This is a genomic window from Zafaria sp. Z1313, assembly GCF_050563205.1.
Classification (GTDB): domain Bacteria; phylum Actinomycetota; class Actinomycetes; order Actinomycetales; family Micrococcaceae; genus JAZDCJ01.
Genome location: NZ_JBNWUK010000013.1, coordinates 23598 through 49247, shown reverse-complemented (window position 1 = coordinate 49247; position 25650 = coordinate 23598). Strand labels below are relative to the sequence as shown.

At 73.1% G+C, this 25650-nt stretch carries 27 protein-coding genes; 21 read left to right on the top strand and 6 right to left on the bottom strand.

All coding sequences use genetic code 11. The annotated features are described in order from the left end of the window. Positions 1–9: 9 nt before the first annotated feature. Positions 10–945, top strand: a complete 936-nt coding sequence (dapF, locus tag ACQ3I4_RS12145; RefSeq protein WP_329862666.1) for a diaminopimelate epimerase — start codon at positions 10–12, stop codon at positions 943–945. An 18-nt stretch (positions 946–963) separates the two neighbouring features. Here dapF and ACQ3I4_RS12140 read toward each other — a convergent pair whose 3' ends face one another. Then, positions 964–1584 (bottom strand): class I SAM-dependent methyltransferase, encoded by a 621-nt coding sequence (locus ACQ3I4_RS12140; protein ID WP_329862668.1) that lies wholly within the window; start codon positions 1582–1584, stop codon positions 964–966. A gap of 306 nt (positions 1585–1890) precedes the next feature. Between ACQ3I4_RS12140 and hflX the strand changes: the two genes are divergently transcribed. Both hflX and ACQ3I4_RS12130 read left to right on the top strand, forming a co-directional pair. Beyond that, a complete protein-coding gene (hflX, locus tag ACQ3I4_RS12135) occupies positions 1891–3471 on the top strand; it encodes a GTPase HflX (protein WP_329862670.1) in 1581 nt (526 codons plus the stop codon). After that, positions 3464–5476 carry an ATP-dependent DNA helicase gene (locus ACQ3I4_RS12130; protein WP_430633608.1) on the top strand — a complete coding sequence of 671 codons (2013 nt, stop codon included), beginning with the start codon at positions 3464–3466 and terminating at the stop codon, positions 5474–5476. Before hflX ends, ACQ3I4_RS12130 begins: the two co-directional genes overlap by 8 nt. A gap of 141 nt (positions 5477–5617) precedes the next feature. Here the strand turns inward: ACQ3I4_RS12130 and lexA are convergent, their stop codons facing one another. Next, positions 5618–6340, bottom strand: a complete 723-nt coding sequence (lexA, locus tag ACQ3I4_RS12125) for a transcriptional repressor LexA (protein WP_329862674.1) — start codon at positions 6338–6340, stop codon at positions 5618–5620. A gap of 269 nt (positions 6341–6609) precedes the next feature. Here lexA and ACQ3I4_RS12120 point away from each other — a divergent pair, with 269 nt between their 5' ends. The 8 genes from ACQ3I4_RS12120 (at position 6610) to ACQ3I4_RS12085 (ending at position 12775) form a co-directional block, all read left to right on the top strand. Then, positions 6610–7011 (top strand): LysM peptidoglycan-binding domain-containing protein, encoded by a 402-nt coding sequence (locus ACQ3I4_RS12120; RefSeq protein ID WP_329862676.1) that lies wholly within the window; start codon positions 6610–6612, stop codon positions 7009–7011. A 104-nt stretch (positions 7012–7115) separates the two neighbouring features. Further along, complete coding sequence (locus ACQ3I4_RS12115) at positions 7116–8261, top strand: histidinol-phosphate transaminase (RefSeq protein WP_329862678.1); 1146 nt, start codon at positions 7116–7118, stop codon at positions 8259–8261. A 68-nt stretch (positions 8262–8329) separates the two neighbouring features. Next, complete coding sequence (hisB, locus tag ACQ3I4_RS12110; RefSeq protein WP_329862680.1) at positions 8330–8950, top strand: imidazoleglycerol-phosphate dehydratase HisB; 621 nt, start codon at positions 8330–8332, stop codon at positions 8948–8950. 1 nt (position 8951) lies between these two features. Further along, a complete protein-coding gene (gene hisH / locus ACQ3I4_RS12105; protein WP_430633607.1) occupies positions 8952–9587 on the top strand; it encodes an imidazole glycerol phosphate synthase subunit HisH in 636 nt (211 codons plus the stop codon). Beyond that, positions 9587–9736, top strand: coding sequence for a hypothetical protein (locus tag ACQ3I4_RS12100; RefSeq protein ID WP_329862684.1), 150 nt, complete (start codon positions 9587–9589; stop codon positions 9734–9736). The genes hisH and ACQ3I4_RS12100 overlap by 1 nt, the downstream gene beginning before the upstream one ends. A 60-nt stretch (positions 9737–9796) precedes the next feature. Next, on the top strand, positions 9797–10540 hold the full coding sequence (gene priA / locus ACQ3I4_RS12095; protein ID WP_329862686.1) for a bifunctional 1-(5-phosphoribosyl)-5-((5-phosphoribosylamino)methylideneamino)imidazole-4-carboxamide isomerase/phosphoribosylanthranilate isomerase PriA: 744 nt from the start codon (positions 9797–9799) through the stop codon (positions 10538–10540). A gap of 16 nt (positions 10541–10556) precedes the next feature. Then, positions 10557–11447 (top strand): SseB family protein, encoded by an 891-nt coding sequence (locus tag ACQ3I4_RS12090; RefSeq protein ID WP_329862688.1) that lies wholly within the window; start codon positions 10557–10559, stop codon positions 11445–11447. Beyond that, entirely contained in the window at positions 11444–12775 is a 1332-nt protein-coding gene (locus ACQ3I4_RS12085) for an MFS transporter (protein ID WP_430633606.1), read from the top strand. The genes ACQ3I4_RS12090 and ACQ3I4_RS12085 overlap by 4 nt, the downstream gene beginning before the upstream one ends. 201 nt (positions 12776–12976) lie before the next feature. Here the strand turns inward: ACQ3I4_RS12085 and ACQ3I4_RS12080 are convergent, their stop codons facing one another. After that, the gene (locus ACQ3I4_RS12080; RefSeq protein WP_329862692.1) at positions 12977–13345 is read right to left on the bottom strand and encodes a DUF1844 domain-containing protein; all 369 of its coding nucleotides are present in this window, start codon (positions 13343–13345) and stop codon (positions 12977–12979) included. 267 nt (positions 13346–13612) lie between these two features. Between ACQ3I4_RS12080 and infC the strand changes: the two genes are divergently transcribed. The 6 genes from infC to ACQ3I4_RS12050 all read left to right on the top strand — a co-directional run bounded on the left by infC (position 13613) and on the right by ACQ3I4_RS12050 (position 18229). Next, complete coding sequence (infC, locus tag ACQ3I4_RS12075; RefSeq protein WP_430633616.1) at positions 13613–14632, top strand: translation initiation factor IF-3; 1020 nt, start codon at positions 13613–13615, stop codon at positions 14630–14632. Positions 14633–14753: 121 nt separating this feature from the next. Beyond that, positions 14754–14948, top strand: coding sequence for a 50S ribosomal protein L35 (gene rpmI / locus ACQ3I4_RS12070; protein WP_329862694.1), 195 nt, complete (start codon positions 14754–14756; stop codon positions 14946–14948). Between the two features lie 104 nt (positions 14949–15052). Then, the gene (gene rplT, locus ACQ3I4_RS12065; RefSeq protein WP_329862696.1) at positions 15053–15757 is read left to right on the top strand and encodes a 50S ribosomal protein L20; all 705 of its coding nucleotides are present in this window, start codon (positions 15053–15055) and stop codon (positions 15755–15757) included. Positions 15758–15842: 85 nt separating this feature from the next. Further along, positions 15843–16739, top strand: coding sequence for a TrmH family RNA methyltransferase (locus ACQ3I4_RS12060; RefSeq protein ID WP_329862698.1), 897 nt, complete (start codon positions 15843–15845; stop codon positions 16737–16739). Between the two features lie 90 nt (positions 16740–16829). Further along, entirely contained in the window at positions 16830–17789 is a 960-nt protein-coding gene (locus tag ACQ3I4_RS12055) for a cation diffusion facilitator family transporter (protein ID WP_329862700.1), read from the top strand. Next, entirely contained in the window at positions 17786–18229 is a 444-nt protein-coding gene (locus ACQ3I4_RS12050) for a (deoxy)nucleoside triphosphate pyrophosphohydrolase (RefSeq protein WP_329862702.1), read from the top strand. Before ACQ3I4_RS12055 ends, ACQ3I4_RS12050 begins: the two co-directional genes overlap by 4 nt. On the opposite strand, the gene ACQ3I4_RS12045 is transcribed toward ACQ3I4_RS12050, so the two are convergent. Both ACQ3I4_RS12045 and ACQ3I4_RS12040 read right to left on the bottom strand, forming a co-directional pair. Next, positions 18226–18663, bottom strand: a complete 438-nt coding sequence (locus ACQ3I4_RS12045; RefSeq protein ID WP_329862704.1) for a bleomycin resistance protein — start codon at positions 18661–18663, stop codon at positions 18226–18228. The two genes, ACQ3I4_RS12050 and ACQ3I4_RS12045, sit on opposite strands and share 4 nt — an antisense overlap. 121 nt (positions 18664–18784) lie before the next feature. Continuing rightward, a complete protein-coding gene (locus tag ACQ3I4_RS12040; RefSeq protein ID WP_329862706.1) occupies positions 18785–19936 on the bottom strand; it encodes an Rv2578c family radical SAM protein in 1152 nt (383 codons plus the stop codon). 77 nt (positions 19937–20013) lie between these two features. On the opposite strand from ACQ3I4_RS12040, the gene ACQ3I4_RS12035 reads away from it, so the two are divergent. Next, positions 20014–20658: a pyroglutamyl-peptidase I gene (locus tag ACQ3I4_RS12035; protein ID WP_329862708.1), complete on the top strand. Its 645-nt coding sequence runs from the start codon at positions 20014–20016 to the stop codon at positions 20656–20658. Here ACQ3I4_RS12035 and ACQ3I4_RS12030 read toward each other — a convergent pair. After that, a complete protein-coding gene (locus tag ACQ3I4_RS12030; RefSeq protein WP_329862710.1) occupies positions 20655–21098 on the bottom strand; it encodes a hypothetical protein in 444 nt (147 codons plus the stop codon). The two genes, ACQ3I4_RS12035 and ACQ3I4_RS12030, sit on opposite strands and share 4 nt — an antisense overlap. A 90-nt stretch (positions 21099–21188) precedes the next feature. Between ACQ3I4_RS12030 and ACQ3I4_RS12025 the strand changes: the two genes are divergently transcribed. Genes ACQ3I4_RS12025 through pheT form a run of 3 tightly spaced genes read left to right on the top strand, consistent with a single transcriptional unit; the run spans position 21189 to position 25626 of the window. After that, a complete protein-coding gene (locus tag ACQ3I4_RS12025) occupies positions 21189–21944 on the top strand; it encodes an LppM family (lipo)protein (RefSeq protein WP_329862712.1) in 756 nt (251 codons plus the stop codon). Between the two features lie 49 nt (positions 21945–21993). After that, positions 21994–23079: a phenylalanine--tRNA ligase subunit alpha gene (gene pheS, locus ACQ3I4_RS12020; protein ID WP_329862714.1), complete on the top strand. Its 1086-nt coding sequence runs from the start codon at positions 21994–21996 to the stop codon at positions 23077–23079. A gap of 3 nt (positions 23080–23082) precedes the next feature. Beyond that, entirely contained in the window at positions 23083–25626 is a 2544-nt protein-coding gene (gene pheT / locus ACQ3I4_RS12015; protein WP_329862716.1) for a phenylalanine--tRNA ligase subunit beta, read from the top strand. Positions 25627–25650 lie beyond the last annotated feature (24 nt).

Here is a 25650-nt window from a genome sequence, read left to right as displayed (position 1 = left end):
TCTGGACCCATGAGCCCCGCGCAGCTGAACGACCCACTCGACGCCCTCTCCGGACTCGCCGTGGCCAAGGGCCACGGCACGGGCAACGACTTCGTCCTCGTGGCGGACCCGGACGGCACCCGCCACCTCGCGCCCGAGGACGTGGCCGCCTTGTGCGACCGGCACCACGGGCTCGGCGGCGACGGGCTCATCCGCGCCGTTCCCTCGCGGTTCCTGCCCGAGGGGGAGGCGCTCCTGCGCGGGACTCCCGGAGCCGAGTGGTTCATGGACTACCGCAACGCCGACGGCTCCGTGTCCGAGATGTGCGGCAACGGCGTGCGGGTGTTCGTCCACTTCCTCCTCGAGGAGGGCCTCGCACGTCTCGAGGAGGGCGCCGCCCTGCCGATCGGCACCCGGGCCGGCGTGAAGACGGTCACCCGCGCGGGCGACGGCTACGCCGTCGACATGGGCCCCTGGGAGTTCGCCTTCCCCGCGCAGGCCGAGGAACGCGCCCTGGACTCCATGGTGGAGACCGACGGCCTTGACGTCGACCGGCCGGCCCTGAGCGTCTCGATGGGCAACCCCCACACCGTCGTCGCCCTCTCCGAGGAGAGCGAACTCGAGCAGGCCGTGCTGTTCACCGCGCCGCGAGTCGACCCCGTCCCGCCGCATGGAACCAACGTCGAATACGTCGTGCCCGCGGATCCGCTCGTCGTCGACGGCGTGGGCAGGATCCGCATGCGCGTGCACGAGCGCGGGGTGGGGGAGACCCGTTCCTGCGGCACGGGCGCGTGCGCCGCGGTCGTCGCCACGCGGCACTGGGCCGGCGGCGCCCTGGCGGCGCGCTGGGACGTCGAGGTGCCCGGAGGGACGGTCTCCGTCCGCTTCGTCCCCGGGGCCGACGGCCGGGAGCACGTCGAACTCAGCGGCCCCGCGCGCCTCGTCGCCCGCGCGGTCCTCGCGTAGCGGCGGCGCGCCCGGGGGTCAGGCCCCCGCGGCCGGCCTGGCGACGCGCAGGATCCTGAAGGACTTCTCCGTCGACGCACGGTCGACCGTCCAGCCCGCCGGCAGCTCGCGCGCGAGCCAGGCCCGCAGCGAGTCCGCGCCGAGGTTCTTCTGCACCACGAGCCACGCCTCGCCGCCGGGGGCCAGACGGGGAAGCCACGTCAGCAGCAGCGCGTGCAGGGGCTCCTTGCCGATGCGGATGGGTGGATTGGACCAGATCGTGTCGAAGAGCAGCTCGCCGGGCACGGACTCCGGCGTGCCCGCCACGACGTTGGACAGGCCCAGCGCGGCGGCGTTGTCCCGGGTCAAGGCGATCGAGCGCTCGTTGACGTCCACGGCGTGGACGCGCGCACCGGGCGAGGCGAGGGCCAGGGACAGGGCGATGGGCCCCCATCCGCAGCCGATGTCCAGCAGCTCGCCGACCGCGGACGGTGCGGGCACCCCGTCGAGCAGGACGGCCGTCCCCTTGTCGATGCCGTCCGGGCTGAAGATCCCGCCCGAGGTCTGGACCGTCCGGTCCGAGCCGCCGAGGTGGACGGTGATGGCCCTGCGGCGCTCCGGAGCGGAGGGCTGCGCGCTGAAGTAGTGGTCCGAACCCATGCAGGCAGGTTAACCGGCCCCGCGGCGGGTGGCGAATCGGCGCGGCCGTGCGTGGCGCCGGCGGAGCCGGGACAGCGCGCCGGCGAAGTGATAGAGTTTTCCCTATCACTTCGCCGGCGCGGCTTCTCCGCACCGGCCCCACGAGCCGTCCGCCCCCCGGCGGGCGCCGACCCCGGGAGTCCTCCGTGCTGGTCTTCTCCGCGCAGCTTCGCCACACCGGCCGCTGAGCCCGGCCCCGATCCACAGGCAGGGGGCGTTCCGCGCCCGCGGGGACTATTCTGGAAGCACTATCCGTCAAAGGGGAACATGACCAACGACAGCCAGCCCAACCCTCAGGACCACGACCTCAGCGAAGAGGAGATCCACTCCGTCATCGAGCGCATCCTGGCGGCCGACAAGGCCGCCGGGGAGGCCTCGACCGTCCGCTCCGGGGCGCAGCCGTCCTTCTCGGGGTTCGGCCGCGTGGGCCGGGCCCAGGAGCTCGCCAGCGGCGGGGACGGGCACTCCGAGTACGACGGCGAGCAGCAGGACCTCGCCGAGCGGCGCGCCCTGCGCCGCGTCGCCGGGCTCTCCACCGAGCTCGAAGACGTCACCGAGGTCGAATACCGGCAGCTGCGCCTCGAGCGGGTCGTCCTCGCCGGCATCTGGAGCGAGGGGACCGTCCAGGACGCCGAGAACTCCCTGCGCGAGCTCGCGGCGCTGGCCGAGACCGCGGGCTCCGAGGTCCTCGACGGCGTCATCCAGCGCCGGCTGAAGCCGGACCCCGGCACGTTCCTCGGTTCCGGCAAGGCGGTCGAGCTCAAGGACATCGTCGCGGCCACGGGTGCCGACACCGTCGTCGTCGACTCCGAGCTCGCCCCGTCGCAACGGCGCGGGCTGGAGGACATCGTCAAGGTGAAGGTGATCGACCGGACCGCCCTGATCCTGGACATCTTCGCCCAGCACGCCAAGAGCCGCGAAGGCAAGGCCCAGGTCGAGCTCGCGCAGCTCGAATACCTCCTGCCGCGCCTGCGCGGCTGGGGCGAGTCCATGTCGCGCCAGGCCGGTGGCCGCGTCGGCGCGGCCGGCGGCGGCATCGGCTCCCGCGGTCCCGGTGAGACGAAGATCGAGCTCGACCGGCGACGCATCCGCAACCGCATGGCCAAGCTGCGTCGGGACATCGCCGCCATGAAGCCCGCGCGCGAGGCCAAGCGCGCCAACCGCAAGCGCAACACCGTCCCGTCCGTGGCCATCGCCGGGTACACCAACGCCGGCAAGTCCTCCCTGCTCAACCGGCTCACCGACGCCGGCGTGCTCGTGGAGAACGCGCTCTTCGCGACGCTCGACCCGACCGTCCGCCGGGCACAGACGCCGGACGGCGTCGGATACACGCTCGCCGACACCGTCGGGTTCGTCCGTTCCCTCCCGACGCAGCTCGTCGAGGCGTTCCGCTCGACGCTCGAGGAGGTCGCCGACGCGGATCTGATCCTGCACGTCGTCGACGCGTCCCACCCGGACCCCGAGGGGCAGATCCGGGCGGTCCGCGAGGTCTTCCGCGAGGTCGACGCCCAGGAGGTCCCGGAGATCATCGTGCTGAACAAGGCAGATGCCGCCGATCCCTTCGTCGTCGAGCGCGTGCGCCAGCGCGAGCCGCGGCACATCGTCGTCTCGGCGCGGACCGGCGCCGGGATCCCCGAGCTGCTCGAGCTGATCAGCGCGGGCATCCCGCGGCCCAGCGTCCAGCTCGACGTGCTCATCCCCTACGACCGCGGCGACGTCGTCAGCCGGCTCCACGGAACCGACGCCGAGATCCTCTCCACCGAGCACCGCGGCGACGGCACCCTGATGACGGTCAAGGTGCGCGAGGGGCTGGCGCAGGACCTGGAGCAGTTCGTCCTCCATGGCTGAGCTGGAGGAGGTCGTCGCCCTCCTGGACACGGCCGTCGCGAAGATGGGCGGCCAGAGCAGGCCCGGCCAGCACGAGATGGTAAGGCACGTCGTCGAGTCCCTCGACGAGGGGCGCCACCTCCTGGTCCAGGCCGGCACCGGCACCGGCAAGTCGCTGGCCTACCTTGTGCCCGCGATCGCCCACGCCCTCGAGTCCGAGCATCCCGTCGTCGTCTCGACGGCCACGCTCGCGCTCCAGTCCCAGATCGTCGGACGTGACGTGCCGCGGCTGCTCGAGAACCTCGCCGGGCAGCTGCCGCGTCCCGTGGACGTGGCCCTCGCCAAGGGGCGCGGCAACTACGTCTGCCGCTACAAGCTCGGCGGCGGCTACCCGGACGAGGACGAGGGGGCCCTCTTCTCGCTCGGCGAGGACGGCAGCGCACGCCCCGCCACCGGACAGGGTCCCACGAGCGCCCTCGGCCAGGAGGTCGTGCGCCTGCGCGAATGGGCCGAGGACACGGAGACGGGGGACCGCGACGACCTGGTGCCCGGAGTCAGCGACCGTGCGTGGCGCCAGGTCTCCGTCACCGCGATGGACTGCATCGGGGCGCAGAAGTGCCCCATGGCGGAGGAATGCTTCAGCGAGCTGGCCCGGAAGCGCGCGGCCGAGGCCGACATCGTCATCACCAACCACGCCATGCTGGCCGTGTCCGCGTTCGAGGGGCTCGCGGTGCTGCCGGAGTTCGAGACCGTCATCATCGATGAGGCCCACGAGCTCCAGGACAGGGTCACGAGCTCGGTCACCCGCCAGCTCTCGGCCGGGCTGGTCGGCGCGGCGGCCTCCGCCGCGCGCAAGCGCTGCCACGTCGTCGTGGAGCCACTCAACCGGGCCTCGGAGGCGCTGCAGCGCAGCCTCGAGGGCATTCCCAGCGGGCTCATGCCGCTCGGACTGAACGACGAGCAGGCCGCCGCCGTGGACCTGGTCCGCGAGGCGGCGCGGGTCGCGCTGTCCGACTCCAAGCCGCAGCAGGGGGAGGCCGTCGACGGAGGCAAGCAGCAGGCCCGCTCGCAGCTGCTCTACCTCCTGGAGATCTGCGAGCGGATGGCGTCCGCCCAGGACGCCAGGGAGGTCCTCTGGGCCTCGCGCCAGGGCGGCTTCGTCCCCGGCCAGGGCTACGTCCAGCCCGACGAATCGAGCCCCGCGACGCTGAACATCGCCCCGCTGGGCGTCGGCGGCCGCCTGCGGGAGGGCCTCTTCGACGGGCGCACCGTCGTGCTGACCTCGGCCACGCTGGCGGTGGGTTCCGCGTTCGAGCCCGTGGCCGGATCGCTCGGCCTGCTCGGCGAGGGGGCCCCGTCCTGGACCGGAATCGACGTCGGAAGCCCCTTCGACTACCCCAAGCAGGGCGTGCTCTATGTGGCCCGGCACCTGCCCCGGCCCTCACGCTCCCTCGCCCCGGAACTCCTGGACGAGCTCGAGGACCTCATCCGCGCCTCGGGGGGAGGGGCGCTCGCCCTCTTCTCCTCGCGGCGCGCCGCCGAGGAGGCCGCCGAGGCCTTGCGCCCGCGGCTCGACCAGGAGATCCTGTGCCAGGGGGAGTCCGGCATGGCCTCCCTCGTCCGCCGGTTCGCCGAGGAAGAGGACACGTGCCTCTTCGGCACGATGACGTTGTGGCAGGGGGTCGACGTGCCCGGGCCGTCCTGCCGGCTCGTCGTCATCGACCGGATCCCGTTTCCGCGACCGGACGATCCGCTCTCGACGGCGCGGAGCCGCGACGTCGCCCGGCGGGGAGGCAACGGCTTCATGGCCGTGTCCGCGAGCCATGCGGCCGTGCGGCTGGCGCAGGGTGCCGGTCGCCTCATCCGCTCGACCGGCGACCGGGGCGTCGTCGCCATGCTCGATCCGCGCCTGGCCACCGAGCGCTACGGGGCGTTCCTGCGCGCCTCGCTCCCGCCGATGTGGGCGACCACGGAGAAGGACACCGTCCTCGGCGCGCTCCGCCGCCTCGCGCCGGACGCGTCGTAGCGGACGCACCGTCCGGAACAGCCGTGGCCGGCGGCGCGCCGGAGCGGGGCCAACGCGACACACCGGTCCGGTCGTGCCGGCCCGGCGTGGCGTGGTCCGCGTTGAGAAGGCAGCCCGGCGTCCGGTGCCGCCCGGCCCTGGTTAGAGGGAGCGCATCACCGAGACGACCTTGCCCATGATGGTCGCGTGGTCACCCAGGATGGGCTCGTACTGCCGGTTCTGCGGCAGCAGCCACGTGTGGCCGTCGCGCTGCCTGAAGGTCTTCACCGTCGCCTCGTCGTCGAGCAGCGCCGCGACGATGTCGCCGTTGTCCGCGGTGTTCTGCCTCCGCACGACCACCCAGTCGCCGTCGCAGATCGCGGCCTCGACCATCGAATCGCCGCTGACCTTGAGCATAAAGAGCTCGCCGTGGCCCACGAGCTGCCGGGGCAGTGCCATGACGTCCTCCACCGTCTGGTCGGCGAGGATCGGACCGCCCGCGGCGATGCGCCCGACGAGCGGAACGAACGCCGTGTCGGCGGCCGAGGCGAGCTCCGAGACGGGCATCCCGTTGGCCGCCCGCAGGTCCGGCTGCTCCGGCGCCGGGCCCTCGGCGTCCGCATCGGTGAGGGTGAGGGGGACCAGGATCTCCATGGCGCGCGGCCGGCGGGGGTCCCGGCGGATGTAGCCCATCTTCTCGAGCTGGGCGAGCTGGTGGGTGACGCTCGAGAGGCTCGCGAGGCCCACCGTGTCGCCGATCTCGCGCATCGAGGGCGGATAGCCGTGCGCGCCGACGGCGCGCTGGATGGTCTCGAGGATCTTCTTCTGCCGGATCGTGAGGCTCTTCCGCGCGCTCCTGGGTGCCGGCGACTCTGCTGCGTTCATGGTGTGCCCCATCCTGTTGACCTCGTTCACGGCGGTGCCACTCGTCGGCGTCGGACCCAAAGCGTCGGTAGCGGCTGGTGCAGTGGTTCCCGTGAACCACCTATCCCAACGCTAGTGGAGCCCGAGGCCCATTTCAAAGATTTGTTCGAACGTGTCTCGACAAGCGTCGGTCAAGGGTGCTAAACAGGTATCAATCACTTTCGAAGCTATGTTCTAGATCGCTGATCCCAGGGCGAAGATTCGAAGACCTCCTCGAGAAAGGCACGACCATGGCACAGCCCGCCCTCGCCGCCGCTGCAGGAACCCCCATGATCCACGTCGCCTCGACGGGCACGCCCGGCGCCCGTACGGCGCCCTCCGGTGGATTGCGCCTGACCCGGCGCGGACGCTTCGTGCTCATCGGCCTGCCCGTCCTGCTCGTGGCGGCCGTGCTGCTCGTCGTCGCCGGCGTCTTCACGGCGCCCGCCATGGCCGCCGACGGCTCCACGGGAGAGCCGCTCCGGGCCGAACTGGTCACGACGATGGCGGGCGACACCCTGTGGGGGCTCGCCTCCGAGTTCGCCCCGGAGCGAGACCCGCGCTCCGTCATCCGCGAGATCACGGAGCTCAACGGCCTCACGAGCCAGACCATCCTCCCGGGGCAGCAGCTCTACGTCCCCACCGGCGGATAGGGCCCGGTCCGCCAGGGCGCGTCACGGGACGATCCGCGGCGGCATTGTTACCGGCCGGCGCCGCCGATTCCCGGGGCCGTGGCCGCGGAGAATAGACTGAATCGGTGACTGAACAGCTGGAGCGACTCGCCAACCTGCCGCTGCGGGAGAACCTTCGCGGCCTGCAGCCCTACGGGGCCCCGCAGCTGCACGTTCCCATCCAGCTCAACGTCAACGAGAACACCCATCCGGTCCCCGCCGAGGTCCAGGCCGCCATCGCGGCCGACGTCGCAGCGGCCGCCGCCGGGCTCAACCGCTACCCCGACCGGGAATTCACCGAGCTCCGGACTCGTCTTGCCGCCTACCTGGGCCACGGACTCGACGCGGAGAACATCTGGGCCGGCAACGGTTCCAACGAGGTGCTGCAGCAGATCCTCCAGGCCTTCGGAGGGCCGGGGCGCACCGTCATGGGATTCCCTCCCACCTATTCGATGTACCCGCTGCTCGCGAGCGGCACGGACACGGGCTACGTGGCCGGCCGCCGGGAGGACGACTTCGCGCTCACCGCGGCCTCGGCCGCCGCGCAGGTCGCCGAGGCCGCTCCCGACGTCGTCATCCTCTGTTCCCCGAACAACCCCACCGGCACGGCGCTGGGGCTCGACGTCGTCGAAGCCGTCTACGAGGCGGGGACGCCGAGCCGCACCGTCGTCGTCGTCGACGAGGCCTACGCCGAGTTCGCCCAGACCGGAACGCGTTCCGCCCTCACGCTCCTTCCGGGGCGCGAGCGCCTGATCGTCTCCCGCACCATGAGCAAGGCCTTCGCCCTCGCCGGTGCCCGGCTCGGCTACCTCGCCGCCGCTCCGGAGGTCGCCGACGCCCTCCGGCTCGTGCGCCTGCCCTACCACCTCTCCGCCGTCACCCAGGCCACCGCGAACGCCGCGCTCAAGCACGTCGCCGCCCTGCTGGCCAACGTCGAGGCGATCAAGGAGCAGCGGGACCGGATCGTGGCGGCCTTGACCCAGATGGGCCTCTCGCCCGCCCCGAGCGACTCCAACTTCGTCTTCTTCGGAGGGCTCGCGCACCCCTCGCGCGTCTGGCAGGGCCTGCTCGACGCCGGGGTGATCATCCGCGACGTCGGCATCCCCGGCCACCTCCGGGTCACCGCGGGAACCCCCGAGGAGACCACGGTCTTCCTGGACCGCCTCCGCCTGCTGGTGGCCGAGCCCGGGGCCCTGGCCACCGCGGACGGCCACGCCCCCGACGCCCCGTAGCGCGGATAGACTGTACGCCGGCCCACCGGCACCACACCGCCACCACCCACGCCCGAACGAGGAACACCATGACTGCAGAACTGCTGAGCGGCCGCCGCGCCCGGATGAGCCGGAAGACCAGCGAGTCGACCGTCTCCGTCGAGCTGGACCTCGACGGGACCGGGCAATCGACCATCAGCACGACCGTGCCGTTCTACGACCACATGCTCACGGCCCTCGCGAAGCACTCCCTGATCGACCTCACGGTCGAGGCCACGGGCGACACCCACATCGACGTGCACCACACCGTCGAGGACGTCGCGATCACGATCGGCGAGGTCCTGCGGACCGCACTCGGCGACAAGGCCGGCATCCGCCGCTTCGGGGAGGCCACGGTCCCCCTCGACGAGGCGCTGGCCCACGCCGTCGTCGACATCTCCGGACGCCCCTACCTGGTCCACGGTGGCGAGCCGGCCGGGCAGGAATACCACCTCATCGGCGGGCACTTCACCGGCTCGCTCACGCGCCATGTCTTCGAGGCCCTGACGCTTCACGCGCAGATCTGCCTCCACCTGAACGTCGTCGCCGGCCGGGATCCGCACCACATCGTCGAGGCCCAGTTCAAGGCCTTCGCCCGGGCGCTGCGCGCGGCCGTCGAGCCGGACGCCCGCCTTGGCGGGGCCATCCCCTCGACCAAGGGCGCGCTTTAGGATGGCCCGCCCCTCCGTCACCGTCCTCGACTACGGCTCGGGCAACGTCCGCTCCGCGGTCCGGGCGCTCGAGCGGGCCGGCGCCGAGGTCGTGCTCAGCCGCGATCCCCGCGACGTCTCGACGGCGGCCGGTCTCGTGGTGCCCGGCGTCGGCGCGTTCGCGGCCGTCATGAAGGCGCTCAAGGACGTCGGCGCCGTGCAGCAGATCGGCCGCCGCATCGCGGGCGGCCGCCCGGTGCTGGGGATCTGCGTCGGCCACCAGGTGTTCTTCGAGGAGGGCGTCGAGCACGGCGTCCGCACCCAGGGCATGGGGGAGTGGCCGGGAACGGTCGAGCTCCTGAAGGCGCCCGTCGTCCCGCACATGGGGTGGAACACGGTGGCCCCGCCGGCGGGGTCGCGGTTGTTCGAGGGCATCGAGGACGAGCGCTTCTACTTCGTCCACTCCTACGGCGTGCAGCGGTGGGAGTTCGAGGTGCTGCAGCCGCGCATGACGCCGCCGGCCGTGACCTGGGCCGAGCACGGCGTGCCGTTCATCGCGGCCGTCGAGAACGGACCGCTCTCGGCCGTGCAGTTCCACCCGGAGAAGTCCGGCGACGCCGGCGCCCGGCTGCTGCGCAACTGGCTGGGCACGCTCTGATGTGGAGCATCCTGCTGATGGCGCTCGGCGGCCTCCTGATCGGCGGCGCCTTGTCGCTGCGGAGCCAGAAGGCGCACGTGTCCTGGATCGCCGCCTGCTGGCTTCTCGCCGCCCTCGCGCTCGGCGCCGCCTACGCCCTGACCCTGTGAGCTGCGGCCGCACCCGCGGCCGCCTCCGACCGAACCGCCACCGAACGAAAGCCACCGACCATGAGCACCCCCCACGAGCCCATCCTTGAACTCCTCCCCGCCGTCGACGTCGCCGACGGCCAGGCCGTACGCCTCGTGCAGGGCGAGGCCGGCAGCGAGACCGGCTACGGCGACCCCCTCGAGGCCGCACTCGCGTGGCAGAACGACGGCGCCGAGTGGGTCCACCTCGTCGACCTCGACGCCGCGTTCGGGCGCGGACAGAACACGGAGGTGCTGCGCCGCGTCTCCGACCAGCTGTCCATCAAGGTCGAGCTCTCCGGCGGCATCCGCGACGACGCCTCCCTCGAGCGCGCGCTCGAGTTCGGCGCCGCCCGCGTGAACCTGGGCACCGCGGCGCTCGAGGACCCCGAGTGGACGGCGCGCGCAATCGCCCGCCACGGCGACAAGATCGCCGTCGGGCTCGACGTCCGCGGCACCACGCTGGCCGCCCGGGGCTGGACGCAGGAGGGCGGGGACCTCTGGGAGGTCCTGGCCCGGCTCGAGGACGCCGGCTGCGCGCGGTACGTCGTGACGGACGTGACCAAGGACGGAACGCTGCGCGGACCCAACGTCGAGCTCCTGGCGCAGTTGTGCGAGCGCACGGACAAGCCCGTCGTCGCCTCGGGCGGCATCTCGAGCCTCGAGGACCTGCGCGTGCTGCGCACCCTGGTGCCCGCCGGCGTCGAGGGCGCGATCGTCGGCAAGGCCCTGTACGCCGGCCGCTTCACCCTGCCGGAGGCGCTCGACGTCGCCGGCCGCCGCTAGGGGCGCGGCCGCGCCGATGGACGCCGAGGGGACGACGCCGGGGCGGCACCTGCCCGGGCACATCGAGGCCGCGCTGCGCCGCGCGGGCGGGGCCGCCGACTCCGCCGGACAGCCGTGGTCCGGGCGCGACCTGGCCGGGGAGGGCAATCCGCTGCACGCCTTCGACGCCGACGACGGACTCCCGGACGCCGGCTACGAGGCGGCGGTCGCCGCGCTCGTGGCCGGCACCGGCGACGAGGCCGGCGTCGTCTCCTCCCTCGCGACCGCCCGCGTCTTCGTCCCGGTCCTCGCATCGCTGGCCGAGGGCGGGCTCGGCGAGCACGGCTTCGCCGAGGACAAGGAGGCGGACATGGCGCTCGTGACCATCACGGCCCCGGACGGACGCGCCGCCCTGCCCGTGTTCTCCGGCGTGGACCGGCTGCGGGCCTGGCACCCCCAGGCCCGCCCCGTGGCCGTGTTCGCACCCCGCGCCGCCCTGTCCGCGGTGTCCGAGGGGGCCCAGCTGCTGGTGGTGGACCCGGGATCGGACGTCACGTTCGTGGTCCGGCGTCCGGCCGTCTGGTCCCTCGCGAAGCAGCGGCCCTGGGTCCCGGGCTACGCCGACGGGCGCCACGCCGCGCTCTTCGAGGGCCTCGTCGACCAGGAGCCCGACGTCATCGGGTTGACCGCCGCGCCGGGGCGCGGGGTCGCCTCGCGCACGGCCTCCGGCGCCGTCGTCGCCGGCGGGGGATCCGGTCCGGAAGTGCGGCTGGAGATCGCGTTCGCCCAGGGTACGACGCCGGAGCGCGCCCGGGCGGCCGTCGCCCGGATCCAGGAGCGGTTGCGCGGCGACACCGCCTTCAGCGAGGGCGTGGACTCGCTCGAACTGGCGCTCACGACCCGGGCGCCGGGAGCCGGCCAGAGGTGAACTTCGTCCGATACGCCCACTTGCTGCGGCAACCGGGCGTCGCCTGGCTTCTCGCCGCCGGGATGGTGGCCCGTTTCCCGCACTCCGCGGCCGGGATCCTGCTGACGCTGCACGTCGTGCAGACGCTCGGCCGCGAGTGGACCGCCGCCGGGACGGTCGCGGCGCTGATGACCGTCGGCATCGCGCTCGGTGCCCCGTGGCGGGGCCGTCAGGTCGATACCCACGGGCTCCGCCGGGCCCTGCTGCCCTCGGTCCTCGTGGAGGGGGCGGTATGGACGGCCGCGCCACACGTGTCCTACGAATGGCTCCTCCTGCTCGCCTTCGTCGGGGGCGTGTTCGCGGTTCCGGTCTTCAGCGTCGTGCGCCAGGCGCTCGGGGTGATGACCGCGGGCGATACGCGGCGCTCGGCCTTCGCCCTCGACTCGATCGCCACGGAGCTCGTGTTCATGTGCGGTCCCGCGCTCGCCGCCGTCATCGCCACGAGCGCGTCGACCCGGCTCGGGCTGACCGGCGTAGGGATCGCGGCGGCCCTGAGCGGACTCGTGCTCATGTGGCTCAATCCGCCGACGCGCTCGGGGCAACCGGGCGCCGTCGTCCCGAGCGAACCGGCCGAGGAACGCAAGGGGGGCGAGGCGTCCGTCGTCGCCGCGGCGCCCCTCCACCTCGCCGAGGCGGAGGCCGAGCTGATCCCGGCCGGCCTCAAGGAGACGCGGCGTCGGATCCAGCAGCGCGGCCGGGGCTTCCGACACCGCTTCGCGTGGGTGACGGCGGGCGTGGTGGGCGTCTTCCTGGCAGCGTCCGGGGCGGGGCTCGTCCTCGCAGGATCCGAGGTCGCCGTGGTCGCCGTCCTGCAGGGCATGGACCGCGTGGCGGAGCTCGGGATCGTGTTCGTCTTCTGGTGCGGCGCGTCGCTCGTGGGCGGACTCGTCTACGGCGCCCTGCCATTCAGGCTGCCGCCGCTCGTCCTGCTCCTGGCGATGTCCGTGCTCAGCGTCCCGCTGTTGTTCGCGCAGGACACCTTGACGCTCGCGCTGCTCACCGTCGGCCCGGGCCTGCTGTGCGCCCCGGTCCTGGCCTCCGCCTCGGAGCGGCTGACCGAGCTCGTCCGCGAGGAGCGGCGCGGAGAGGCCATGGGCTGGTACGGCTCGGCGCTCACGGGAGGCACGGCGCTGGGCTCGCCGCTCGTCGGCCTCGCGATCGACAACGGCTCGACGGCCGCAGCCTTCGTGCTGATCGGTGTTGCGGGATCCCTGCTGAGCCTGGCGGCGTTGACCGCCCAGCTCCTGCGGCGCCGCCGTCGCGGCCGGGGTCAGCGGATCCTCGCCTGATCCCGGCCGGCGCCACCGCGCCCCACCGCCAGCAGGCAGGAGGCCTGCCGGGGATGCCCGCCCCACCGGCGCCGAACCATCAGAGGGCGGGAGGCCCGTCGGGGCCGCCCGGCCCCTTCTTGTCGACGGACGCGGCGGGGCCCCGCCGTCCCGCCGTCGTCACGGCGGGTCGACGGGGCCCCGTGGGTTCCCGGCGTGGGGTCAGTTCACCGGTCCGGTGAACTTCTCTCCCGGGCCCTGGCCCGGCGCGTCCTGGATCGTCGACGCCTCGCGGAAGGCGAGCTGGAGCGAGCGCAGCCCGTCGCGGAGCGGGGCGGCGTGCTGGCTGCCGATCTCCGGGGCGGCGGCGGTGATGAGGCCCGCGAGGGCGGTGATCAGCTTGCGGGCCTCGTCGAGGTCCTTGAGGTCCTCGGCGTCGTCGCCGGCGGCGAGGCCGCACTTCACCGCGGCGGCGCTCATCAAGTGGACGGCGGCCGTCGTGATGATCTCGACGGCGGGTACTTCGGCGATGTCTCGGACGGCTCCGGCCTCGGGCGCGACGGACTCCGGATTCGATTCGGGGGTGCTCATACTGCTAAGCTTTCCACAGACCGACCTGATTCGTGCATTCGGGGGGCGCCGTGACGTGGCCCCCTTCCGTTCGAAGCAGGCATGCAAGTGGAGGCCTGACTCCCACCCGCGATAGCCGCAGAGGCTGCCGGGTCAATTCGGCGGTGGAGGTCCAACCTCCACCCGGCGGCCCGTCCGTCAACGAATTCCAAGGCCTCCGCCTGCCCCGCAGCCGGAGGCCTTTTCCTGTTGCGGGCGGCTTCGGACCACGAACAGCAGGAGTGACACATCAGCGATCCACGCATTAACGATCGAATCCGCGTCCCGGAGGTGCGGTTGGTTGGACCCAACGGCGAACAGGTGGGCGTAGTCCGCATCGAGGACGCCTTGCGTCTGGCCGCCGAGTCCGATCTTGATCTCGTCGAGGTGGCGCCTACGGCCAAGCCTCCCGTGTGCAAGCTGATGGACTTCGGCAAGTACAAGTACGAAGCCGCCGTGAAGGCGCGCGAGGCCCGGAAGAACCAGACCAACACGGTTCTCAAGGAAATCCGCTTCCGCCTGAAGATCGACAAGCACGACTACGAGACGAAGACGGGCCACGCCCTGCGCTTCCTCTCCGCCGGCGACAAGGTCAAGGCGATGATCCAGTTCCGCGGCCGCGAACAGCAGCGTCCGGAAATGGGCATCCGCCTGCTGAACAAGTTCGCCGAGGACGTCGCCTCGGTCGGCATCGTCGAGTCCACGCCGCGGATCGACGGGCGCAACATGGTCATGGTCGTCGGCCCCCTGAAGAACAAGGCGGAGGCCAAGGCCGAGGCGCGCCGCCAGGCGCAGCGCGAGCAGGACAAGGCGAAGGCGGCCGCGGGCAAGGAACGGGTCGACACCGACGCGGACCGGCCGGCGATGTCGCAGTCGCTGGGCGACGCCCTGCCGGAAGGCCTGAAGGCGCAGTTGGCCGCCAACGAGGCGGCGGCCGACGAGGCAGTGGTCGACGAGGCAGTGGCCGAGCCGGCAGCTGCTGAGGCCCCGGCCGCCGAGGACGTCCCGGTGGCGGCCGAGCCCGCCGAGGAGAAGCCGGCCCAGCCGGTGGAGACCGCGCCGGTCCAGCCCCGGGCGGCGGCCAAGCCGGCCGCGGAGGTCAAGCCGGTGGCCAAGCCGGCCGCTGAGGCCAAGCCTGCTGCGGCGAAGCCCGCCGTGGCGGCGCCGAAGCCAGCGGCCAAGCCGGCCCCGAAGCCGGCCGCAGCGGCACCCAGGCCGGCCCCGAAGCCGGCGCCCCGCAGCTCTGCCAAGCCGGGTCCCGCCAAGTAGGCGGACCGGGCTGGCACATCCCCACCGGGATGCACACCCACCCACGGGCTTCCGGATCCGGAAGCCCGCAAGATCCCCGGTCCGCCAGCGGACACGGGAGCACGTAAGGAGAACGGCGGACATGCCGAAGTTCAAGACCCACAGCGGTGCCAAGAAGCGCTTCAAGCTCACCGGCAGCGGCAAGCTCAAGCGCCAGCAGGCCAACCGCCGCCACTACCTGGAGCACAAGCCCTCCACGCTGACCCGCCGGCTCAAGGGCGACCTGATCGTCTCCAAGGCCGACACCAAGACCATCAAGCGGATGCTGGGCCTCTAAGCAGACGCACCGGGAGCCCCCGCTCCCATCCATTCACGCAGTTCCCTCCGGGCTCGCCGCCGCATGATCGGCGCACCGGGGGCCAGATATTAAGGAGTACACACGTGGCACGTGTGAAGCGGGCAGTCAACGCCCACAAGAAGCGCCGGGTCGTCCTCGATCGGGCCAAGGGCTACCGTGGTCAGCGTTCGCGCCTCTACCGCAAGGCCAAGGAGCAGCTGCTGCACTCGTTCGTGTACAGCTACGGCGACCGCCGCAAGCGCAAGGGCGACTTCCGCCGCCTGTGGATCCAGCGCATCAACGCCGCTGCCCGCGCCAACGGCCTGACCTACAACCGCCTCATCCAGGGCCTGAAGGCCGCCGAGGTCGAGGTCGACCGCCGCATGCTCGCCGAGCTGGCCGTCTCCGATGCCAACGCCTTCGCCGCGCTGGTCAAGGTCGCCAAGGAGGCCCTGCCGGCCGACGTCAACGCACCGAAGCCGGCCGCTGCCGCTCCGGCCGCACCGAAGGCCGCCAAGGCCGCGCCGAAGGCGGCCAAGGTCGAGGCTCCCGCCGCCACCGACGCCGACGCCGCCACCCCGGCCGCCAAGGCCGAGGCCGCCGGCGCCCGCAAGGCCGTCGAGGGCGAGGCCGCCCCGGAGGGCTTCGTCATCAAGGGCAACGCGCAGTCCAACAAGTACCACGTGCCCGGCTCGACCTGGTACGAGCAGACCGTCGCCGAGTACTGGTTCGACTCGATCGAGTCCGCCAAGGCCGCCGGCTTCGAGCCGGCCGGCGGCGAGGCCCGTCAGCAGATCAAGGACGCCTAGGTCCCCGCACCGACGGCAGCACCCCGCAGGGGGCGGAACCCATCGTGGTTCCGCCCCCTGCGGCGTTCCCCGATAGAGTCTTCCCATGATCCGCCCCGCGTCGCCTCCTCCCGTCCTGTCCAATCCGCGGGCCGACCGGGTCCGCGAGGTCGCCCGTCTGGCCACGCGCCAGGGACGGCAGAAGACCGGGCTGTTCCTGGCCGAGGGGCCGCAGGCCGTGCGCGAGGCCCTGCGCCTGCAGGGCCAACGTGCGCGCGATGGCGGCGATGCCGTCGTCGAACAGGTCTACGCGACCGGGGAGTGCCTGCGGCGCCACCCGGAGCTCGCCGCGGAGTCGGCCGGCGTCGAACTGCGCCTGGCGGAGCCGGAGGTCGTCGCGGCGATGGCGGACACGGTCACGCCGCAGGGCGTCGTGGCGGTGTGCCGCCTGCCCCGCACCCGCCTCGAGGACGTCCTCGAGGCGCGCCCGCGGCTCGTCGCCGTGCTGTGCCGCGTCCAGGACCCCGGCAATGCGGGGACGATCCTGCGCGCGGCCGACGCCGCGGGCGCCGATGCCGTGCTGCTGACCGAGGGCAGCGTCGACATCTACAACCCCAAGGCCGTCCGCTCCACGGTCGGTTCCCTCTTCCACCTGCCCGTCGTCACGGGCGTGCCCCTCGAGGCGGCCGCCGGGGCGCTGCGGGAGGCCGGGCTCTCCGTGCTGGCCGCCGACGGCTACGGCAGCGACGACCTCGATGGACTGCAGGACGACGCCGTCCGCCGCCACCTGGGCGGGGAGGAACCCGGCGTGCTCGCCGGTCCCACCGCCTGGCTCTTCGGCAACGAGGGCGCCGGCCTCGCCCAGGAGGAGCTGAGGCTGGCCTCGCGCCGCGTGGCGGTGCCGCTCTACGGTGTGGCTGAATCGCTCAACGTCGGAACTGCCGCTACCGTATGCCTGTACGCCTCGGCACGGGCCCAGCGGCGCGGAGGCACGCGCGGCTAGGCAGGCCGCCGTCCGGTCCGCCCGGCCGCGGCCCCGTCGCGCCGGGGGAGGCCCAGGCTCCCCGCGTCCGGGGGAAAAGAGGTTGACTCCATGGCAGCATCCGGTGGCACCAAGGCCGTCGTCGCCGCACTCGCGGCCAACCTGACCATCGCGGTCTTCAAGTTCGTGGCGTGGCTCGTGACGCAGTCCTCGTCGATGCTCGCCGAGGCCATCCACTCCGTCGCCGACTCCGGGAACCAGGTCCTGCTCCTCATCGGAGGCAAGAAGGCGACGCGTCAGGCGAGCCCCGAGCACCCCTTCGGCTACGGCCGGGAACGCTACATCTACTCCTTCATCGTCTCGATCGTGCTCTTCAGCGTCGGCGGGCTGTTCGCGCTGTACGAGGCCTACCAGAAGTTCCTGCACCCCCACGGCATCGAGGGACGCTGGTGGTGGGTCCCCCTCGTGGTCCTGGTCGGCGCGATCATCGCCGAGTCGTTGTCCTTCCGCACCGCGGTCATCGAGTCGAACCACGTGCGCGGACGCAGCGGCTGGGTGCAGTTCGTCCGCCGCGCCAAGTCGCCCGAGCTGCCCGTCATCCTCCTCGAGGACCTCGGCGCCCTGTGCGGCCTCGTGTTCGCGCTGCTGGGCGTCTCGCTGACGCTCATCACCGGCAACGGGGTCTACGACGCCCTCGGAACGGCGATGATCGGCCTGCTGCTCGTGGTCATCGCCGCGATCCTGGCGGTCGAGACCCGGTCCCTCCTGCTCGGCGAGTCCGCGACGCGCGAGCACGTCGCCGCGATCGAGCAGGCCATCACCTCCGACGGCACGGGCATCATCCACCTCAAGACGCTGCACCTGGGGCCCGAGGAGATCCTCGTCGCCGCCAAGATCTCCGTGGGAGCCGGCGCGAGCGGGGCCGAGATCGCCGCCGGCATCGACGCCGCGGAGTCGCGCATCCGCGCGGCCGTTCCCCTGCGGACCGTCATCTACCTCGAGCCGGACCTCGATCGGGACGCCGCGTCCCGGCCGGCCCCGTCCGGCGCCGGGCTGGACGGGACCCCGTGACCGCGGGACGGCAGATCGTCGGGGCCGCGATCGTCGACTCCCTCGCGGAGCCGTCGCGGCTGCTGGCGGCGCGCCGCTCCAGCCCCGAGCACCTGGCCGGGTTGTGGGAGTTCCCCGGCGGGAAGGTGGAGCCGGGGGAGGACTGCCGCGAAGCGCTGTTGCGCGAGCTCCGTGAGGAGCTCGGGATCGGCGCGGTCCTCGGCGCGGAGCTCGTCGGACCGACGCCCCGTGGCTGGCCGCTCGCGGGCACGGCCGCGATGCGCGTCTGGTTCACCGAGGTGTCCGACGGCGTGGCCGCGCCCCTCGAGGACCACGACGAGCTGCGCTGGGTGCGGCTCGGGGACGAGGCCCTGGCCCTGGACTGGATCCCGGCCGACCTGCCGATCGTGCGGGCGCTCCTGGAGGAGGCCGTGGCCGGACCTGATTCGGCGCGGCCCTAGTTCGACTCGGCCGGAGTGAACGCCCCGGCCGCGGCGCCTCCGGAGGCCGCCGCGTCGCGCCGGCCGCCCAGCGGATGGGCGAAGCGGATCAGGTTGCCGTCGGGATCCACGTGCGCGCCTTCCCGCAGCCCGTACTCCGTGTCCACGGGATCGCTCGTGGGGGAGTCGTAGCCCCGCCCGTCCGTGGCCCGGCGCCATTCGGTGGCCAGTTCGTCGGCGTCGTCCACGTAGACGAAGGCCGAGGCGAAGTTCTCGGCCGGATCCAGGGTGGGTGCCTCCCACAAGTGGATACGGACGTTGTCGCGCCGGGCGTAGGCGTAGGCCTCGTCGCCGTCGTAGCCGGTGACGTCGAAGCCGAGGCTCGCGTAGTGGGACATGGCCCGCTCGATGTCGATGACGGGGAACACGGTCGCTGCTGCTTCCAGGGTGGCCATACCGCGAGCCTATCCAAGCCCGTGGCGCGGGACAACGCCCCGGCCGCTGGCGGGTTCGCGGCACGGACGGCGGCGCCCTGCCGTGGGGCACGCGTCCTGACCCGGCCCGGCCGCCGGGGACTCACGGCAGCGTGAACAGCGCGTCCTGCCCCGCCGGCGCCCGGCCCGACGCGGCCGCCCTGGACCGGGAACGGCTTCCCGGCCCCGCCGCTGCGTGGCCCCGTCCGGCCGCTGCGTCCGCGTGGCCGTGGGAGGCACGCAGCTCCCGCGCCCTCTCCTGCGCCTCGCGAAAGGCGCCGCCGCCGGCCGCGAGCCCGTGGCGGGTGCGGAAGTGCCGGATGCGGCCCGCGAGCCAGGAACGGTACTGCGGATCCGCCGTCGACCCGCGCGCGAAGAGGCGGGAGTAGCCCGGAAGCAGGTCCGGGCGGTGGGTGCGCAGCCACGCGAAGTACCACTCCCGGGCCCCGGGGCGCAGGTGGAGCGGGCCCGCGGTGACGCTCGAGGCTCCGGCCGCGGCGAGCGAGCCGCAGAGCGCGTCGAGGCACTCGTCAGAGTCGCTGAGCCACGGGAGCACGGGCATGGCCATCACGGACGCGTCGACGCCCGCGTCGACGAGCCGCCGCAGGAGGCGCAACCGCGCCGTGGGCGAGGGGGTGCCCGGTTCGATCCGGGCGCTGAGGGAATCGTCGGTCATGGCGATCGACAGGCCGACGCCGACGGGCACCCGCCGGGCGGCCCAGGTGAGCAGCTCGAGGTCGCGGGCCAGGAGCGTGCCCTTGGTCAGGATGGAGAACGGCGTCCCCGATCCGGCGAGGGCGCGGATGATCCCCGGCATCAGCCGGTAGCGCCCTTCCGCCCGCTGGTAGGGGTCGGTATTGGTGCCCAGGGCCACGTGCTCGCCGGCCCACGACGGACGGCGCAGCTCCGCGGCGAGGACCTCGGCGATGTTGACCTTCACGACGAGCTGGGCGTCGAAATCGGCTCCCGTGTCGAGATCCAGGTAGCTGTGGGTCTTGCGGGCGAAGCAGTAGACGCACGCGTGGCTGCACCCGCGGTACGGGTTCACGGTCCAGCGGAAGGGCATGCCGGAGGCCTCGGGAACCCGGTTCAGCGCGCTCTTGGAGAGGACCTCGTGAAAGGTGATTCCGTCGAAGGCGGGCGTCGTGACGCTGCGGAGGATCCCGCGGAGCGGAAGCGGGGCGCCGACCTGGCCGGCGGTCCCCGCTTCCGGCGATCCGGCTGGCTGCCGGATCAGCTGAGCTTCCCATCTCACACCTTGAGTAGAACATAGATTCGAAGCAATGTCGAGTCCTTCGAACGCGGCAGGACCGTGCCGGATACGATGGGCCCATGATCCTGCTGACCGGCTTCGAGCCCTTCGACGGCGCCGCCGAGAACCCCTCCATCCTCGCGGCACGCGCCGCGGCCGGGGTGCTGCGGGCCGCGGGCCACGACGCCGAGGCCGTCGAGCTTCCCTGCGTGTTCTCCCGGTCCGGGCAACGGCTGGAGGAGGCGCTCGAGCGGTTCCGCCCCGACGTCGTCCTCTGCACGGGGCTCGCCGCCGGGCGAGGCGCCGTCTCGCTCGAGCGGGCGGCGCTGAACGTCATCGACGCCCGCATCCCGGACAACGAGGGCGCCCGGCCCGTCGACGTCCCCGTCGTCGACGGCGGTCCCGCGGCCTACTTCACCCGGTTGCCTCTCAAGCGCACCCTCGCCGCCCTGCGCGCCGCGGGCATCCCCGCCGAGGTCTCGCAGACCGCGGGGACCTACGTCTGCAACCAGGTCTTCTATCACCTGATGCACGCCCTGGAATCACGGACGGCCGCGGGGGACGGGCCTCCCGCGGGCGGCTTCGTCCACGTCCCGGCCGTCGACGCCGCGGACGGGGGAACCGGGATCACGGTCCCCCTCCTGGCCCGGGCCCTTGAGATCGCCGCGCTCGAGGCCCTCAGCGGTGCCCCCGACGTCGCGCTCGCGGCGGGAGCCGAGCACTAGCCCGGCGTCCTGCGCAGGACCGCGGCGATCGGGCGCACGGGACGTTCCCGGTACCCGCCCGCCGACAGCCCGGCGCGGCGCTCGAACACGTTCCTGGATGCTGGATCCCCGGTGCGCAGGAGGGACCAGGCAGCGGCGGCGAAGTACAGCGGGAGGAAGGGAAGGCCGAGGCACGCCGCGTACTGGGACGCGTGGCGCTCCTCGTGCGCCATGAGCCCCGGATGCCGCTCCGCGGGGGCCAGGTGCGCGCGCAGGAACACGACGCTGCCGATCGTGAACGCCCCCGCGACGGGCAGGCGCGGGCGGTACCCCGAGGCCACGAGGATCCCGTCGCGGTACGGGCGCACGGGGCAGCCCGCTGCCGCCGCGAGGCCCAGGCCCAGCGGCGTGCTCAGGTTGGCCCAGTTCGCGATCGTGCGGACGCGCTTGACATCGACCATGGGCCAAGCCTAGCGATGGCACGGCACCGCCGCCGCCGGTAGTGTTCTGCACACGGCGGCGGACGGGCCGCCCGCACCGAGGGAAGCCACATGTCCAGGAAGCTCCGCATCCTGATCCCGCTGCTGGCGGCCGTGTTCGTGCTCAGCGGCTGCGTCCGGCTCGGGATCGACCTCGTGGTCCATGACCCCGCTTCCGCCGATGCCTCGCTCGTGTTCGCCGTGAACCGCGACGTGCTCGACGGGCAATCCGTGGAGGACCTCCTCGGGCAGCTGCCCGGGGGCAGCGACCCGTTCCAGGGCCTGCCGGCCGACGCCGTCCGGGAGGCCCACGAGGAGGACGGCTACACCGGGTACCGGTTCACGGCGGAGGGCTTTTCCCTCGCCGAGGCGGCCGCGGTGGACGGCGGCGCGCTGGAGGGCGCGCGGCTGGAGCACCGCGACGGCCGGTTCCGCTTCACGGCCACCACGGCCGCCAGCGGGGCGGAGCTCGAGCAGGCCAGGGCCGTGTTCAACGAGGCGAGGCTCTCGAGCACCTTCCCCGGACGCGTTCTCGAGGCGAGCGACGGCGCCGCCGTCGAGGGCAACATCGTTGTCTTCGACCTCACGGCGGGAGGCGCCCTCCACGCCGTCGCCGAGGACACCGGCCGCGGGATCCCCGGGGGCGTCCTCGCCGGCGTGGGCGCCGCCGTGCTCGCCGGGCTCGCGGGATTCGCTGCGCTCAAGCTCGCCGCCGAGCGCCGCCGACGCCGCGGGGGCCTTCCGCCGCGCGGCGGCGAGTCGCAACCGGCGGCCGATGACGGGCCGCGCCCGGAGGCCCGGTCGGGGCGCGGCGGCGGCCTGTTCTAGACTGGAGGGCAGAATCCACGATCCTCCAGCGAAAAGGCCGTGCACCTCCATGTCTGACGTCTCGTCGCCTTCCGTCGGCGCCACCGCCACGGACACCGGCGTCCCCCACCCGACCGACGAGGCCGCCGTCGGCGCCGCCGTCGAACGCGCCCTCGCCGCCTTCGCCGAGGCCGCCGACCTCGAGCAGCTCAAGCAGGCCCGCCTCGCCCACACCGGCGAGAAGTCCCCGCTGAGCCTGGCCAACCGCGGGATCGGCACGCTCGACAAGTCGCAGAAGGCCGTCGCGGGCAAGATCGTCGGCGCCGCCCGCGGCCGCCTGAACCAGGCCCTCGCCGCCCGCACGGCGGTCCTCGAGGAGGAGGACGCCGCCCGCATCCTCGTCGAGGAGTCCGTCGACGTCACCGCCGCCCCGCGGCGCCGCCGCGCGGGTGCCCGCCACCCGCTGTCCGTGCTGCAGGACCGCGTCGCCGACATCTTCGTCGGCATGGGCTGGGAGATCGCCGAGGGGCCCGAGGTCGAGTCCGAGTGGTTCAACTTCGACGCCCTGAACTTCAAGCCGGACCATCCCGCCCGCGAAATGCAGGACACGTTCTTCGTCGAGCCGCCCGAGGCCCACCTCGTGCTGCGCACGCACACCTCGCCCGTCCAGGTCCGCTCGCTGCTCGAGCGGGAGCTGCCGGTCTACGTGCTGTGCCCGGGGCGCACCTTCCGCACCGACGAGCTCGACGCCACGCACACCCCCGTCTTCCACCAGTTCGAGGGCCTCGCCGTGGACAAGGGCCTGACCATGGCCGACCTGCGCGGCACCCTCGAGCACTTCGCCCGGCAGATGTTCGGCGCGGAGGCCGAGATCCGGCTGCGCCCGGCCTATTTCCCCTTCACCGAGCCGTCCGCCGAGCTCGACATCTGGCACCCCGGCGCCAAGGGCGGGCCGCGCTGGATCGAGTGGGGCGGCTGCGGCATGGTCAACCCGAACGTGCTGCGCGCCGCCGGGATCGACCCGGAGGCCTACACCGGGTTCGCGTTCGGCATGGGCGTCGAGCGCACCCTCATGTTCCGCAACGACGTCGCCGACATGCACGACATGATCGAGGGCGACGTCCGTTTCAGCCAGCACTTCGGGATGGAGATCTAAGGCATGCGTATTCCCCTTTCCTGGCTGCGCGAGTACACGCAGCTCCCCGCGGACGCGACCGCGGAAGACGTCATGGCCGAGCTCGTGAAGGTCGGCCTCGAGGAAGAGGACGTCCACCGTCCCGCCGACCAGATCAGCGGCCCCGTCGTCGTCGGGCAGGTGCTCGAGGTCGTCAAGGAGCCGCAGTCCAACGGCAAGACGATCAACTGGTGCCAGGTCCGCGTCGTGCCCGAGGGAGCCCCCCAGACGCTCGCCGGCGACGGGATCGACCCCTCCGGCGTGCAGGGGATCGTCTGCGGTGCCCACAACTTCGAGGCCGGCGACAAGGTCGTCGTGACCCTGCCCGGCGCCGTGCTGCCCGGGGACTTCAGGATCAGCCCCCGCAAGACCTACGGCCACGTCTCGGCCGGCATGATCGCCTCCTCGCGCGAGCTCGGGATCGGCGACGACCACGACGGGATCATCGTCCTGTCCCGGCTGGGCCTGGACCCGGAGCCCGGGACCGACGCCCTGGAGCTGCTCGGCCTGACCGACGAGGCCGCCGAGATCAACGTGACCCCGGACCGCGGCTACTGCTTCTCGCTGCGCGGGGTCGCCCGCGAGTACGCGCTGGCCACGGGGACCGGCTTCACCGATCCCGCGGCCGCCGTGGCCGTTCACCCCGCCACCGGGCCCGGGCACGAGGTCCGCCTCGAGGACCAGGCCCCGATCTACGGCACGCCGGGCTGCGACCGCTTCGTCGCCCGCACCGTGCGCGGGATCGACCCCGCCCGACCGACGCCGCCTTGGATGGCCTCGCGCCTGCGGCTCGCCGGGATCCGCTCGATCTCGCTGCCCGTGGACATCTCCAACTACGTCATGCTCGAGCTCGGACAGCCGCTGCACTTCTACGACGCCGCCGCGCTGCGCGGGGCGATCGTGGTGCGCCGCGCCCACGAGGGCGAGCGGCTGACGACGCTCGACGGCAAGGACCGCGCGCTGTCCACGGAGGACCTCCTGATCACCGACGACCGCGGCCCGATCGGCCTGGCCGGCGTCATGGGCGGGGCCGAGACCGAGGTCGGCGACGCAACGGTGGACGTCCTCATCGAGTCCGCGCACTTCGACGCGATCTCGATGGGCCGCACGCGCCGGCGCCACAAGCTGCCCTCCGAGGCCTCCAAGCGCAACGAGCGCGGCGTCGACTGGGAAGTCGCCGACGAGGCGGCCCAGCGCGCCGTGGACCTGCTCGTCGAGCTCGCCGGCGGCGCGGCGGACACCACGGCGACGGACGTCGGAACGCGTCCCGCCCCCGTGGTCATCGAGCTCCCGGACGGCTTCGCCGCGGGACTGGTCGGGATCGACTACACGCCGGACCAGCTGCGCGCCTCCCTCGAGGGGATCGGCGCCCGAGTCGAGGAGTATGACGGCGGCCTGCGGGTCACGGCCCCGAGCTGGCGTCCCGACCTGGCCGTCAAGGAGGACCTCGTGGAGGAGGTCGCCCGCCTCGTCGGCTACGACCAGATCCCCGCGACGCTGCCCGTGGCCCCGCCGGGGCGCGGCCTGACCCGGGCCCAGCAGCAGCGCCGCCGCGTCCTGCAGGGGCTCGCCGACGCCGGGCTGACCGAGGTGCTGAGCTATCCGTTCGCCTCCGCCGCGCAGAACGCCCTGTTCGGCGCGGCCGAGGCCGGCGCCGAGGTCGCCGCGGTCAGGCTCGCCAACCCGATCTCCTCCGAGTTCGGCTACCTGCGCACCTCCCTGCTGCCGGGGCTGCTCGAGACGGCCCGCCGCAACCACGGGCGCGGTTTCCGCGACCTGGCGCTCTACGAGGGCGGCCTCGTCTTCCTGCCGGGAGACACGCTGGGCTCCCCGGTCCTGCCGCCGCTCGGCGAGCTGCCGTCCCAGGAGGTCCTCGACGGGCTTCTGGCCGGCATCCCGGAGCAGCCGTGGCACCTGGCCGGGGTCCTGACGGGCCACGAGTCGGCCCCCGCCGCCGGGCACGCGCCCCGGGCGTGGGACCACGCCGACGCGATCGACGCCGCCTTGAGCGTCGGCGAGGTGCTCGGCGTCGAGATCGTCGTCGCCCAGGGCAGCCACCAGGCGTTCCACCCGGGCCGCACGGCAGCGCTGTCGCTGCGCACGGGCGAGCACCTCGGCTACGCGGGCGAGCTGCACCCGAAGCTGCTCAAGGAGCTCGACCTTCCGGTGCGCACGGTGGCCTTCGAGCTCAACGCCCAGGCGGTCTTCGACGCCGCGGCCGACGTCATCGTGGCCCGGCCGATCTCCACCTACCCCGTCAGCACGCAGGACGTCGCGCTCGTCGTCGATGCCGGAGTCGTCGCGGCGGACGTGCTCGAGACGCTGCGCGAGGGCGCCGGTGGGCTGCTCGAGGACATCGCGCTCTTCGACGTCTACGCGGGGCCCGGGATCGAGGAGGGATCCAAGTCGCTCGCCTTCGGCCTGCGCTTCCGCGCCGCCGACCGCACCCTGACCGCCGACGAGGCCTCCGAGGCCCGTGCGGCGGCCGTCTCCGCAGCGGTCGAGCGGTTCGGGGCCGTCCAGCGCTGACGGAACCACCGGACGGTACGACGC